Here is a 13216-nt window from a genome sequence, read left to right on the forward strand (position 1 = left end):
TTCTTTCGGGCCAACTTGCGAGAGCGACGGATGGCCTCTGCCTTTTCGCGTGCACGTTTTTCGGAGGGTTTCTCATAGGCGCTCCGCGCCCGCATTTCCCTGAAGATGCCTTCGCGCTGCATCTTTTTCTTCAATACGCGGAGAGCTTGGTCGACGTTGTTATCCCTGACGAGTACTTGCAAAGGTCCTCCTTATGCAGCGGTGCGCTGCTAAAAAACAAAAGGGCGGGACTGCTCCCGACCTCCAGACTATTGCCGTCGCCCGGGTCACGGAGCAACGAAATTTCTGCCTGCAGGTTGTCCGCGGAACTCTTGCCCCCAGCGCTTGTCCTGTACGATGTCGTAACGGATCTTTTGCCCGTCGCTCAGACTTCGCATGCCGGCTCGTTCAACGGCCGAGACATGCACGAAGACGTCCTGGCCGCGGACCGTATCCTAACTAAAGGACATGTCTCGTATAAGGCACAGATCGTTCGCAAGGTGTTCGCACTCCCGGGCGGAGGCATGTCCCCTTCTTCACTCGTTCCGCTTCACGATTGGTTCGTGCCCGCTTCAGTCTAGCGACTGCTTGTACTGCACACTCTAGGGCGGCGGATTCCCCCCCGTCGCCCGCCCATCAGGCAAGTCGGCGCCTTCGTGACCGATCGCTGACCTCACGGAGGCCCTTTCCCGAAAACAAGAAAGTTTTGCGATGGAACCTTTTCAACGCAAGCGTGTTTATGTAACCGCTTGAACGTCACTTGAGCGGCAAACTTCCGCTCTTCTCCTAGATGACGTTCAAGCACCCTCCCTCTCCTGCACCAAAGGCCTACGCTGGGAAACCTAATCGTCGTTCACGCGACACAGGAACACAACGTCGCTCCGTCCTAGTTGACTTCGGCGGAAGGAGTTTCTGCCATGAGCATTCCCGTGCCACCTGGGCATGATCCAGACCCACCGGTGGGCTACCGGGCTTATCTCCCAGTCCTCTTTTCGATAACTGGCTGCAAAGCCTCTGCAATGCAGTCATCAAGCAAGGCCCGCAGGTTTTGGGCGCCAAGGACAGACATCCTCACCCGTGCCGAGACCTCGGCGATCCCAGGATTGTCGTATTCGTAGATGCTGCAGCCGAAGGAGAGATAGACAATGCCGTCGGCGTATCTGGCCTCGGTAACGAGATCGACAAACCGCACCCCGTCGCTTCGATCGACGATCTCAAGTTGCTCGTCGCCCTCGAATAGAACCTTCGCCGACTCTGTGACCAAATCGTCGCTGGTGCCCATGCAACTGACTCCCGAAATTGAAGTGAGAGCGCAACGTCCCCGGTGTCTTTTTGTTTCGAGTTCGCCCAACCGATGAAGAGGCCTTGGCTATCCAACATCAGCGTTGTGTTGGCACTGGTCGAGCCGGCGGCGGACCGGCGAGTAGTAATACCATAGCTGATGCTGAATACGCTTATAAAAAACCTATAGCCCTCTGACTGAAAACGTAAATACAATGAGCTAGTCGCCAGATGGACCCTGCGTGGCATACGGTGTCGGCCGTGGCATTCCCCCTGCCACCCCTTACAAACGCCCCACTTTTGTCCCGGCGGGTTCATTTCCCGCGCCAGGGCGAAGCGTCGCGAACCAACTTCTGCAGCCGCAATTCGCTTGGGCCGCCATGGCCGGAGATCGTCCCAGTGGATGACATCCGCTGTGTGGTCTCGGAATTCACTTCTGGTCTTGGCGCTGCCCGCCCTGCTGACGCTGGCCCCCTGTTGCCCCTCTTGGCTGCCCTGCTGACCGCCTTGACTTCTCCAAGAGTTCGATCGCACGACCGCTGGTAACATCGGAACCTATTCGCTCAGTGCGTGTTTCCATGCCGTGACCAACTATCTGGTGAAGAGGTAGCAAGATGAAACTAAGCATTTTTGCGGCGCTCCTGCTGAGCACCGCGTCTTCAACGGCTTTTGCCCAAACGACACCCTCCCCTGATGGAAACACACCAGCGGTGGCGACACCCGACACAGTTAATCCAACCGCTCCTGTGGAAGGTTCCAACAGCTTCACCGAGAGCCAGGCCAAGGAACGCATTGAGGCGGCCGGTTATACAGAACTATCTGGATTGAAACTGGACGACAAAGGCGTGTGGCAGGCGTCCGCGATGAAGGACGGCAAATCGGTGGCCGTTGCCATGGATTACCAGGGCAATGTCACTGCGCAATAACGATCATAGGAGGACGGAATATGCGGACCATTACAGGGCTTTTTGATGACTACGACGCAGCAAGAGCTGCCGTGAACGATTTGGAGGCAGCGGGTGTCCTCTCCGATGACATCAGCATTGTCGCCAACAATAGCGGTGACCGGTATTCTTCCGACCACAGCGACGCTGCCGAAGGCGCGGGTACAGGTGCTGGCATCGGGGCCGCTGGCGGGGGCGTTGTCGGCCTATTGACCGGGCTCGGGTTGATGGCGATACCGGGCGTCGGACCAGTGGTTGCTGCCGGATGGCTCGCCTCTACCGTGGCAGGCGCTGCAGCCGGAGCAGTGGCTGGAGGTGCTGCGGGCGGCATCGTTGGCGGGCTCACGGATTCGGGCGTGGATGAAGAAGATGCACATGTCTACGCAGAGGGTGTTCGTCGCGGCGGCACGCTTGTTACGGCTAGGGTTGATGATGCCCTTGCGCATCGGGCAGAAGAAATCCTCCGGCAACGCAACCAGGTTGATGTCGCGGGCCGCAGAAGCGCATATGTGGAGCAAGGGTGGTCACGATTCGACGACCGGGCTGCGCCGTACACCGTTGACGAGATCGCGCAGGAGCGGACGCGCTATTGAATCTGAAGATGTCGTTGACCCGGGGATGTTGCAAATTCTAGTGAACTAACAGGATCGTGTCACGCTGGCCGCCCAGTCGGACAGCCAGCGTGAAATTCCTCGCAGCTAGAGTTTTCCGACGGCGATACCCATAATCCATCAAGAGTCGACGGATTGCCTTCCTTCAGCCAATCCAGTCTTTGGCTTTCTTTGGGAAAATGATGACGTATTTCTCCGAACTATTGCAATCGCGGGAGAGCAAAGCTCCGCGTACTTGTCGGATAAATGGCATCCTTAGGACGATTGGCTCCGAGGCAATCAGAGCCCGTTGCAGATAGTCCTTGCCATGAAGCCCGGTCTTCGTCGTGTAGGCCCAGCCATTGATGCCCTTTGTGTCGATCCGGTTGACCTGCACCACGCTCGCAAACAATGTAACACGGCGGAAACATTCAAACGGCCTCCCGGTTAGGGCCGTATCTGGATTGCGGCGCACCACGGGTGAAGTTCGCAGGTTGAGACCTTCATGATCCTTTCCCTTTCAGACATCAAAAAATCCTACCAAACGGCCGAAGGCCGAATCCCCGTCCTTAGGGGAGTGAGCTTCGTGTTGGCCAAAGGTGAGAGCCTTGCGCTCACAGGGGAGTCGGGGAGCGGGAAAAGCACTCTCCTCCACTTGGCGGGCGGATTGGACAAGCCGGATAGCGGCACCATTTTGGTGAACGGGCGAGACATCACCAAGCTCAACGACGTTGGCCGCGCGGAGTTTCGACGGACCGACGTCGGAGTGATCTTCCAGCAATTCAATCTCATTCCCAGTCTCGACGTAAGAGCGAACGTCTCGTTCCATGCAAAGCTGGCCCGGCGTTTCGATCCGCTTTGGGAAGGTGAACTTGTCGAAGCGCTCGGCATCGGCCAACTGCTTCGCCGCTACCCCGAGCAGCTCTCGGGTGGACAACAGCAACGGGTGGCAATCGGACGGACATTGGCGGCGAGGCCGCCCCTCGTGCTCGCGGACGAGCCGACGGGTAATCTTGATGAGAGCACGGCTGACGCGGTCCTCGAAATTATGTTGCGGCTCACGAGATCGGCAGGCATCGCTCTTCTGCTCGTCACCCATTCCAATCGACTAGCCGACAGGCTCGACCACCGGATTACGTTGACGAGCGGGAAGGTCGCCGCATGAGCTGGATCGCGTTCTGGGCGCTGCTTTCCCACTGGCGATACAGACCGCTTCAATTGGCAACGCTGATTGTCGGGGTGGCACTTGCAACGGCTTTGTGGTCCGGGGTCCAGGCGATCAATGCAGAAGCGAGAGCGAGCTACGGACGCGCGGCGGCCGTGCTAGAGCAAAACCAACTCGAACAACTTGTTGCCAAGGATGGCGGGCGAATATTGGCGCACACATATGTCAAGCTTCGCCGAGCGGGCTGGAACGTGTCGCCAGTCATCGAAGGAGATCACAGATTTGGTCAATCCCGGGTTAGGCTTATCGGCATTGATCCGTTAAGCATGCCATCCGAGGCTCAGGCGGTGTCGGTTTCGAGCGCACCCGATCTTGTCGATTTCGTTGGTGGTCCAGGGCAGCTGATTGTGTCTGCGGCAACTGCAGCCCGTCTCAAGGAAGCCACGAGCATTCCAGTCAGGATAGCTGCCGATCTTCCGGATGGGGCGGCGTTCATCGACATTGGGGCCGCGGACCGCCTGCTGAACCGCAACGGGGAACTGAGCAGGATCGTCGTCGCGCGGTCGCAGAGGCCAGGTCTTGAACCCATCGGGGCGATTGCGCCGGAGCTTGCGCTTAAGGATGCCGGGGAACAACCTAATGTCGCTCGGCTGACCGACAGTTTCCACCTCAACCTTACCGCCTTCGGCTTCCTTGCCTTCGTTGTCGGCCTCTTCATCGTCTACTCGGCCACGGGCCTTTCCTTCGAGCAGCGTCGCGGCACTTTCCGTACCCTCAGGTCGCTGGGGGTTTCCCTTCACTCGCTGACGGCCATGCTGCTTGTCGAGACGATATTTTTTGCTCTTATCTCCGGGGCAATTGGTGTCATTCTCGGCTACTTCGTGGCGTCAGCGCTTCTGCCTGGTGTCGCTGCAACACTGCGTGGTCTCTATGGAGCAAGTGTGCCGGGGGCGCTCTCTTTTAGGCCGGAGTGGTGGCTGGCAGGACTGGCGATCGCGTTGATTGGCACGGCACTATCTTCGGCTCAACATCTCTGGAGGGTCTGGAAGATGCCCATACTTGCGGCTGCGCAGCATAGGGCCTGGGCAATGACCTCGATGAAAGGCCTAATCGGTCAGGCAAGCATTGGTGCCATTCTGCTGTTAGCATCCGGTCTGCTAATCGTAGTTGGTAAAGGTCTCTATGCTGGCTTTGCCGTCCTCGCCACCCTGCTTATGGGCACGGCGCTGGTCCTCCCACCGATGCTGGCAGTCGTAATGGCCATTGGGAAGAAGAGGTCAAATCATGTTCTAATCCACTGGTTCTGGGCCGACACCAGTCAGCAATTGCCAGGCCTTTCCCTTGCGCTCATGGCACTGTTGCTTGCCCTGTCAGCCAACATCGGCGTCGGCACGATGGTTTCCAGTTTCCGCCAAACATTCCTCGGCTGGCTAGATCAGCGTCTGGCCGCAGAGGTCTATGTGACGGCGCGAGATGAGCATGAAGCCGAACGGCTACGGCAATGGTTTCCCGATCACGCGAAGGCCACCCTGCCGATCTGGAGTACGGAAGGCGAGGTGTTCGGCCAGCAGATGCAAATCTATGGCATTGCGGACGATGCAACCTACCGCGATCACTGGCCGCTGATTCTCGGGTCGCCAACGACATGGGACGCGGTTGCCAGCGGTCGCGGCGCGTTGATCAACGAGCAGCTTTGGCGGGCGGGCAAAGTGTCGCTCGGGGGGCAAATTGAACTACCCGGCGGCTGGGAAACCCAGGTCGTCGGCGTCTTCTCCGATTATGGCAATCCGTCAGGTCAAGTCATCATTGGCCTCGATGCTCTGGTTCGACACTACCCCGATGTTCCGAAGTTGCGATACGGTCTGCGCATGGAACCAGAACAGGTGCCGTCCTTCAGAAGGCGTCTCGCCGAAAAGTTCGGTCTCCCTGAAAACAACATCATTGACCAAGCTTCCCTCAAGCAACAGTCCACTGCAATCTTTGAACAGACCTTTGCTGTAACGGGAACGCTCAACGTGCTCACCCTGGCCCTCGCTGGGTTTGCGATGTTCACAAGCCTGCTGACGTTGTCATCGCTGCGTCTGCCGCAGCTTGCTCCCGTGTGGGCGATGGGGCTCCGCCGCCGTGACCTTGCGCTCGTCGAGGTTGTGCGGACGCTTGCTCTCTGGCTCGCCACCTTCATTGCATCGGTCCCGGTTGGACTGGCGCTGGCCTGGGTCCTACTGGCGATCATCAATGTCGAGGCTTTCGGATGGCGGTTGCCACTAATCCTATTCCCATTGGATTGGCTCAGGCTCGGCGTCGTCGCTCTCGTCGCGGCCATCATTTCGGTTGCGATCCCGATACGTCGACTTGCAAGGACCGAGTCCGGCGATCTCCTGAAGGTGTTTGCAAATGAACGCTAGAACGATCCTTTTCACGATCCTGGCCGCGGCCCTGTTCTCGCCAATAGCGGTCGTGGCGCAGGGCTTCGCGGGCCTTGGATCGAAGGCCGAAGGTTTCGCGGTACCCCAAAGGGGAACGAAGCTCGAGTTTCCTCGCGATCACGGACCGCACGCCAATTTTCGTATCGAGTGGTGGTATATCACCGCCAACCTGCAGGCCGCTGATGGTCGGCAGTTGGGCGCGCAGTGGACGCTATTTCGCTCGGCGCTTGCTCCTGGGGAGCGCCAAGGATGGTCTAGCCCGCAAGTTTGGATTGGGCATGCCGCCGTCACAACCGAAAGCCGCCATTATGTGGCCGAGCGGTTGGCCAGAGGCGGGATTGGGCAGGCCGGAGCCAACATAGAGCCTTTCGATGCGTGGATCGACGATTGGCAGATGAAAGGCGGCGGCACTGCAGCGCAGGATGAGTTGGACAACCTCGACCTCAGTGCCAACGGTCCGGAGTTCGCGTATCAGCTGACCCTTCAGGCCAAAGGACCGTTGGCACTTCAGGGGGACTATGGGTACTCCGTGAAATCCTCAGCAGGCCAGGCGAGCTACTATTACTCTCAGCCGTTCTACGAGGCCGCCGGCACAGTCACGCTCGATGGAGTATCCCATGCGGTTACGGGGAAGGCGTGGCTCGACCGTGAGTGGTCGTCGCAGCCCCTGGCGTCAGACCAGACTGGCTGGGACTGGTTCTCGCTGCATTTGGCTTCCGGAGAAAAGGTCATGGCATTTCGCCTGCGGGACAAGGGACTGGGCTACACCTCGGCGAACTGGATCGGGGCCCAAGGCAAGACCGCGCCGCTAGGCTCGGATGAGGTTTTGTTTGAACCGGTAAGGACAGCCGATGTTGGAGGTAAAGCGATCCCTGTTGAGTGGAGGCTAAGGATACCAAGCCGAGGCCTTGATATCCGGACGAAGGCGCTCAACGACCAAGCATGGATGAAGACTTCAACGCCATACTGGGAAGGGCCGATAACGTTCGAAGGCAGCACGTCAGGGCGGGGCTATCTTGAGATGACTGGCTACTAGCAAGAGGCCCGACCAGCTGAATGCGGCGCGGCCTCCCGAGGCCGAGCGTTGGACAGTGCGAGGCACAATCCAATTCACGAACCACCCTTTTCGCTGGCACTTTCCATAATCCGCCCCGGTGGCAAGGGGCGCTCGGATTGGGATCACAAAAGCGGTTGAGCGACCTTGGCGATTTGCCGCGCTCGTGCTACCTAAGCAAGCCCATTTGAAGTCAAGGGTCGACTAACGGAAGATCTTCTGCCATCGTTTAAGTTCAAGTTGTTCTGACTCTTTGTAACATCAGGAGATGGTGCTCTTTGCATATTACGTCGCGGCTTCCATTTCTTTCGCTATGATTGTTGTTGTACTTTATCTTAGCTTGCAGGGATAGCCATAGACGTGGGGCTTCGGACGGATTGGCATTGTCGTTGCCGCGTCCTTGGCAATGCTTCTGACGCGATTATTCTTCGTCACACATATCGAATGACGGACGCGCCGAGAACATTAGATTGCGTTTGCAATTTATTAGCGTATTCTAATTTACGACATGTCTCCGTGTTGCCCCCCAAGTGCCCGCGCGGTGCACCCATTCCGCACCTTCGGACGGAGGCATGTCCCCATTCTTCACGTTCTTCATCCGCGGTCTTTGTTCGGTTTCGGTTCGCACACATATCAGTTTGAATACTGCAAATTGTGGCATTGACACTGTCCAAATACGAACACCCGAAGAACAAAAATTCGGAAGCCGGGAACATTTCGAGCGTGACCATGTTTTAGCAATCGCTTGTCAGCGCAGCGGCTTCTTTTGCTAGACAAGCAGGTTGGCGAAGGGGGCCTTCGTGAGAAGTGGTGATCTCATGGAGGCCCTCGATCAGCCACGATAAATTCTGAACGTAGGAACATCTCGACCGAACCCATGTTTTAGCGATTGCTTGCATTGCAAAGGGCGGCTCGTTTCCTGTCGCCCGATCAAGCGGAGGGGCCTCCGTGAGTAGTAGCCGCACTTACGGAGGCATTTTTGTCACCACTAAAAATTTTGATCGTCCGGAACCTCTCGACCCGATCCGTGTTTTAGCGATTGCTTGTACATTCCAAGGGTTGGCGGACTCCCCCGTCGTCACCCGCCCAACAGGCAAGCAGCGTGAAGGGCCTTCGTGTGACCGCAAGAGCACGAGGCCCTTCACGCCTTCCCCCAACAGAAACTCGCGGCGTCGGAACCTTTTCAACGCATGCGTGTTTATGTGTCCGCTTGAACGTCACTTGAGCGGTGAACAACCCCTGTCCCTTCCGCTCATCTCCGAGATGACGTTCAAGCACCTCCTCTATGAGGCGCGGGCGCGGTTCTTAATTTCCTGCCGCTGCCACCGATGCAGCCGCAAAAACTTATTCAAGATGTCGAGAAGCTCGGCTGCTTCGGTGGTCGAATGGTGGTGCAGTTGCAGAAGACTTATCAGGTACTCTTGCTCAATTATGCGTTGCTCAGCTTCAGCGATGTTGTGCTCGATCCAATCCAATTCGTCTTGATCGCTAAGCATTGCCGTCTCCTTCGCAGGGAACGATTTTCCGACGCGATGGAACCTTTAAAGCGTCACCTTGTTCCCTGATCGCTTGAACGTCACGAACGCCTTGGCGGCGGACTCCATACCTCCTCCGCTGCTGCTTTCTTATGTGGCGTTCAAGCACCTTCTCGGGAATGATCGGAGATCAACAGCTTCTCTAAAGGCTGCAATGCCCGGGCACATCTATCATGTCGCATGGTGGTGCGTTTCCAACAGGCTGATCCGACGCTCTTGGTCAATGATGTGCTGTTCGGCGAGCGCGGTATGGCGGTTGATCATGTCCAAGTCGTCTTGATCACTTGGCATTGCCGTTTCCCTTCAAAAAGGGCAATCGACGTTGTACGCTTATTTCCGGACGGTGCTTTGTTTTTCATGGACGCGAGGAAGATGCACATCGAATGCATTGGCAGTCACCTCGGCCCAGCCGCAACTTCAATCTGTTCTAGCTTGCATTGCGTAGGGTTTTTGTCTGGACGCCAACGGAGGAGTTTGGTGCCGTGTCTAAAGCGCTTGCCTGTCACGTGGTCGAACCGCACCTCTACGACTAGTTCCGGCTTCAACGGTTGCCATTCTCCGCTTCTTTCGGTGCTCCATCGGTTGGGTCCTCCCGGAGCTTTCCCGGTAAAGCCAGGGGCTTGTCGCAACCTTTCGAGTTGTTTGGTTAGTGCTGGCCGCTCGCCATCGGTTATTGTGGCAGTAAAGCCAACGTGATCCAACTCACCATCGTCGTTGTATAGACCCAAAAGCAGAGACCCCACCTGGTCACTATCGCTCTCGTAGCGGAACCCGCCGACGACGCAGTCTGCGGTGCGAACACGTTTAACTTTTGTCATCGCACGCTCGCCCGAGAGGTAGGGTTGGTCGAGCCGTTTGCAGACTACACCGTCAGTCCCGCCGTTACCCGCTTCTGAAAGCCAGAGCTTTGCAGTTTTTGGATCATGGGTGAAGGGAGATAGCGCTAAGCGCGGGGACGACCGAATCGCCTCCAAGAGGGCTTCCAGTTCAGCCCGTCGCTCCCGCAGATGGCGACTTCGGACGTCATTTCCACGTGGCGACATTAAAATATCAAATAGAACAAGCTTGGCGGGAGATTGTGTGGACAGCCTTTGAACGCGGCTTGCGGCAGGGTGGAGCCGCATTTGCAGTGACTCGAACGAGAGCCTTCCCTCGACTTCAAGAACAAGTTCACCATCGATCACGAATTGGGGGATCGACAGCGAGCTCAAGAATTCGACCACCTCGGGGAAATAGCGCCCTAGTGGCTTGCCGGATTTGGCGCGCAGATCGACATTCTTACCGTTCTTGAACGCGAGGCACCGGAAACCATCCCATTTGGGTTCGTACTGCCAACCTTCGCCCATCGGAAGGCTTTCGGCGGACCGCGCCTCCATTGGTTCCGTACCAAGGGGCAGGCCAAAAGGCGATTCTTCAACCATCTCTGTAACTCCGCGCATCAGGCAGCGGTTGCCACGGTCCTCTCAAGCTGTCGAATTGCCTTTTCCAGGGACCTCTCCGCATCGCAGTAGCCCTGCCAGGCCTGTGACCGTCTAAGAAGGGCGGGCACTGTTCGGATGGTGAAACGCTTGGGATCAAGATCGGTTTTCACCTGAGCCCAAGTAAGCGGCATTGAGACCGTCGCGCCTGGGCGGGCTCGAGGTGACAAAGGAGCCACCGCAGTGGCCATGCCGTCATTGCGAAGATAGTCGAGGAAAATTCGCCCGTGGCGGAGCTTCTTTGCCATTTTGACCAGATACTTATCGGGGTGATCTCGCGCCATTTGCAGACAAACATTCTGGGCGAAACTCTTCGCCTCGGGCCAGGTGAGCTTGCTCCGTTGAGCTTTGAGGGGGGTGACAACATGCAGACCCTTTCCCCCCGTGGTCTTACAAAAGCTGACCAGGCCAAGGGAATCGAGACGGTCTCGCATCTCCTTTGCAGCGGTGACCACCGTTGAAAATGGAACATCAGGACCCGGATCGAGATCGAACACGAGGCGGCCGGGCACCTCGGGCTTACCGGGTTGGCAGTTCCACGGATGTAGTTCAAGAGCTGCGACCTGAGCGACCGCTGCCAGACCCTCGACGCGATCGATCTGGAGATACGGCTTTCGATCGCCAAAAACCGTGACCAACTCGAGAAGGTTTGAAGAGCCCGGCATCGCATGTCGTTGGAAAAACTGTTCGCTTCCTATCCCATCGGGCGCACGGATGATCGAACAAGGTCTGCCCTTGATGTGATCAATCATCCAAGGGCCGACAGCTTCCAGATATTCGGCCAGATTCTGCTTTGTTACTGGGATACCGTCGTTTGCATCGGGCCATAGTGGTTTGTCGGGGTTGGAGAGCCGCACACCCATTACAATCGCCGTCGTAGCCGAGCGACGCACAGTGGTTTTTCGCAATTGCCTATCCGGCTCCGGCAGATCGGTCGTTTCTGGCGGAGCTGGCTGGTCCGCTTCCACTTCGGAGGCGGGCTTGTCTTCACGCAGCCCCTTGAAAGCCGCTTGTCGGACCAAGCCATCCGCAGTCCACCCGGCAAACTCAATTTCAGCAACGAGCTCGGGCTTCACCCAGACAATATCGCTGGATTTCTCGGGCGCGCCGCCTCCTGTGAAGGGAGAGCCCTTTGCCTCTAACTTTTCGAGCTTGGGTAGCAACCTCTCCAGCTTGCTAGCTCCGTAACCCGTACCGACGCGACCAACATAAACGAATCCCTCCCCACGGTGGACGCCGACAAGCAGGGATCTGAACTTGCCATTTGTTTTGGCCCATCCACCGATTACGACTTCGTGGCCCGCCCGGCATTTCGATTTAGCCCAGGTATCGGTCCTCCCCGAGCGATATGCTGCTGCAGATTGTTTAGAAACAATCCCTTCCAGGGACAACTTGCAGGCGGACTTCAAAACCGCGTCACCGCCCGTCTCAAAATGCTCGACGTATCTCAAGTGAGGATCAGCCTCAACTAGAAGGGCCTCAAGCCGCCGCTTTCGTTCGATGAGCGGGCGATCCCTCCAGTCTTCGTATCCGTCGAATAGAAGGTCAAATGCGAAATAGACAAGATTGTCGGTCTGCCCTTCAGATAGGGCCGCTTGCAGCGAAGCGAAATCAGGAGTTCCCTCGCCGTCCAGCGCGCAAATCTCCCCATCGAGAATGCAATCTGGCATTGTCGATAGACTTTTCGCGATGGCAGGGTATTTGCGGGTCCAGTCCAGCCCCTTTCGCGTTTTCAAAGTTACCTTGCCATCTACAACCCTCGCCTGGATCCGGTAGCCGTCAAATTTGATTTCGTGCACCCAGCCCTCCGATGAGGGTGGTCTGGCCAGACTTTGGCAAAGCTGCGGAGGCACGAAGTCGGGGATGGCGGTTACGGCCTCTGTCGGCTTGGAGGCCGCAGTTTTGAGCTTCTTGCCGTCTCGACGTTCTGACGTGCCGCGGCTGTCCCACACGGCGTTTGCCGTGATTTCGCCATCTGCGAGCATGAACGCCTTAGGTTTGCGTCCCCTACCCGCCGCAATGGCCTCCATCGTCCGGCCGGATGCCACAGAGGTCGCGGTTTCCAAAAAGGAGTCGCCGTGAGCATCCACTGCAAACTCGTCGCGATGCTTGATAAGCAACCAGTTTTGCCGTTTGCCACCGTTACAGTCTTGCTTCATTCGGACCAGAACAAAGCTGCCCTTTAACCGCTTACCATCCAGGCTCAATTTGAAATCACCCTCCTCCAGCGCCTGCTCGGGCGTAGTCGATCCTTCAGAGGCCCAATACCCACGATCCCATATCATCACAGTCCCGCCCCCGTATTGGCCTTTGGGGATCGTGCCCTCAAAGTCTCCGTAATCTAGCGGGTGATCCTCGACTTTGACCGCAAGCCTTTTGTCATGGGGATCGAGAGAGGGCCCCCGAGTGAGTGCCCATGATTTGAATACGCCGTCCAGTTCCAGACGAAGATCGTAATGCAGTCTGGAGGCATCGTGTTTCTGAATGACAAACCGATGGCGGTTGGATGCGGCGAGTTTTCCAGAGCCCGTTGGCTCCCGCGTCAATTCAAAATCGCGTTTTGCTTTATATTTAGAGAGCTTTTCGGCCATGGAAACCTCGTGCGCACGTAGATTGGGAATAACGTGCAATCCGGCCAAAAGATGCGAAGTCCATTGAACTAGTCGCGCTCAGGCGAAAGAAACGCCGAGGACCCGTCACCCGGTGGTGCAGACAAGTGAGGAACGAGCTCGCAATCGAACAAACTCGCCCGGGCGGAACGCAA

The 13216-nt window shown here is 57.2% G+C and carries 10 protein-coding genes and 1 pseudogene; 5 read left to right on the top strand and 6 right to left on the bottom strand.

Annotated features, from left to right (window positions below):
• From rpsU to AC1DDS_RS24220, 3 genes and pseudogenes are all read right to left on the bottom strand, one after another.
• The coding region (gene rpsU, locus AC1DDS_RS24210; RefSeq protein WP_477480567.1) for a 30S ribosomal protein S21 at positions 1 to 182 on the bottom strand (182 nt) is incomplete at its 3' end.
• 104 nt (positions 183 to 286) lie between these two features.
• Positions 287 to 416, bottom strand: a pseudogene (locus tag AC1DDS_RS24215) (cold-shock protein); the annotation flags it as partial.
• Positions 417 to 952: 536 nt separating this feature from the next.
• Positions 953 to 1261: a hypothetical protein gene (locus AC1DDS_RS24220; RefSeq protein ID WP_477481186.1), complete on the bottom strand. Its 309-nt coding sequence runs from the start codon at positions 1259 to 1261 to the stop codon at positions 953 to 955.
• A 613-nt stretch (positions 1262 to 1874) separates the two neighbouring features.
• Here AC1DDS_RS24220 and AC1DDS_RS24225 point away from each other — a divergent pair.
• The 5 genes from AC1DDS_RS24225 to AC1DDS_RS24245 all read left to right on the top strand — a co-directional run bounded on the left by AC1DDS_RS24225 (position 1875) and on the right by AC1DDS_RS24245 (position 7421).
• Positions 1875 to 2186 carry a PepSY domain-containing protein gene (locus AC1DDS_RS24225; RefSeq protein ID WP_477481187.1) on the top strand — a complete coding sequence of 104 codons (312 nt, stop codon included), beginning with the start codon at positions 1875 to 1877 and terminating at the stop codon, positions 2184 to 2186.
• Positions 2187 to 2206: 20 nt separating this feature from the next.
• Positions 2207 to 2797, top strand: a complete 591-nt coding sequence (locus AC1DDS_RS24230) for a general stress protein (RefSeq protein ID WP_477481188.1) — start codon at positions 2207 to 2209, stop codon at positions 2795 to 2797.
• A 502-nt stretch (positions 2798 to 3299) separates the two neighbouring features.
• Positions 3300 to 3959, top strand: a complete 660-nt coding sequence (locus AC1DDS_RS24235; protein WP_477481189.1) for an ABC transporter ATP-binding protein — start codon at positions 3300 to 3302, stop codon at positions 3957 to 3959.
• A complete protein-coding gene (locus AC1DDS_RS24240; protein ID WP_477481190.1) occupies positions 3956 to 6364 on the top strand; it encodes an ABC transporter permease in 2409 nt (802 codons plus the stop codon). The genes AC1DDS_RS24235 and AC1DDS_RS24240 overlap by 4 nt, the downstream gene beginning before the upstream one ends.
• A complete protein-coding gene (locus tag AC1DDS_RS24245) occupies positions 6354 to 7421 on the top strand; it encodes a lipocalin-like domain-containing protein (RefSeq protein ID WP_477481191.1) in 1068 nt (355 codons plus the stop codon). The genes AC1DDS_RS24240 and AC1DDS_RS24245 overlap by 11 nt, the downstream gene beginning before the upstream one ends.
• Before the next feature lie 1301 nt (positions 7422 to 8722).
• Here AC1DDS_RS24245 and AC1DDS_RS24250 read toward each other — a convergent pair.
• From AC1DDS_RS24250 to ligD, 3 genes are all read right to left on the bottom strand, one after another.
• Positions 8723 to 8935, bottom strand: coding sequence for a hypothetical protein (locus tag AC1DDS_RS24250; RefSeq protein WP_477481192.1), 213 nt, complete (start codon positions 8933 to 8935; stop codon positions 8723 to 8725).
• A gap of 434 nt (positions 8936 to 9369) precedes the next feature.
• On the bottom strand, positions 9370 to 10395 hold the full coding sequence (locus AC1DDS_RS24255) for an ATP-dependent DNA ligase (RefSeq protein WP_477481193.1): 1026 nt from the start codon (positions 10393 to 10395) through the stop codon (positions 9370 to 9372).
• Between the two features lie 17 nt (positions 10396 to 10412).
• Complete coding sequence (gene ligD, locus AC1DDS_RS24260) at positions 10413 to 13043, bottom strand: DNA ligase D (protein WP_477481194.1); 2631 nt, start codon at positions 13041 to 13043, stop codon at positions 10413 to 10415.
• Positions 13044 to 13216 lie beyond the last annotated feature (173 nt).

The sequence above is a fragment of the Mycoplana sp. 10N416 genome, from assembly GCF_056394765.1.

Bases quoted from the DNA above. Each gene is read 5' to 3' on its own strand.
- AC1DDS_RS24255 (WP_477481193.1), bottom strand. From the start codon at position 10,395: ATGGTTGAAGAATCGCCTTTTGGCCTGCCCCTTGGTACGGAACCAATG.
- AC1DDS_RS24240 (WP_477481190.1), top strand. From the start codon at position 3,956: ATGAGCTGGATCGCGTTCTGGGCGCTGCTTTCCCACTGGCGATACAGA.
- AC1DDS_RS24225 (WP_477481187.1), top strand. From the start codon at position 1,875: ATGAAACTAAGCATTTTTGCGGCGCTCCTGCTGAGCACCGCGTCTTCA.
- AC1DDS_RS24220 (WP_477481186.1), bottom strand. From the start codon at position 1,261: ATGGGCACCAGCGACGATTTGGTCACAGAGTCGGCGAAGGTTCTATTC.
- AC1DDS_RS24245 (WP_477481191.1), top strand. From the start codon at position 6,354: ATGAACGCTAGAACGATCCTTTTCACGATCCTGGCCGCGGCCCTGTTC.
- ligD (WP_477481194.1), bottom strand. From the start codon at position 13,043: ATGGCCGAAAAGCTCTCTAAATATAAAGCAAAACGCGATTTTGAATTG.
- AC1DDS_RS24250 (WP_477481192.1), bottom strand. From the start codon at position 8,935: ATGCTTAGCGATCAAGACGAATTGGATTGGATCGAGCACAACATCGCT.
- AC1DDS_RS24230 (WP_477481188.1), top strand. From the start codon at position 2,207: ATGCGGACCATTACAGGGCTTTTTGATGACTACGACGCAGCAAGAGCT.
- AC1DDS_RS24235 (WP_477481189.1), top strand. From the start codon at position 3,300: ATGATCCTTTCCCTTTCAGACATCAAAAAATCCTACCAAACGGCCGAA.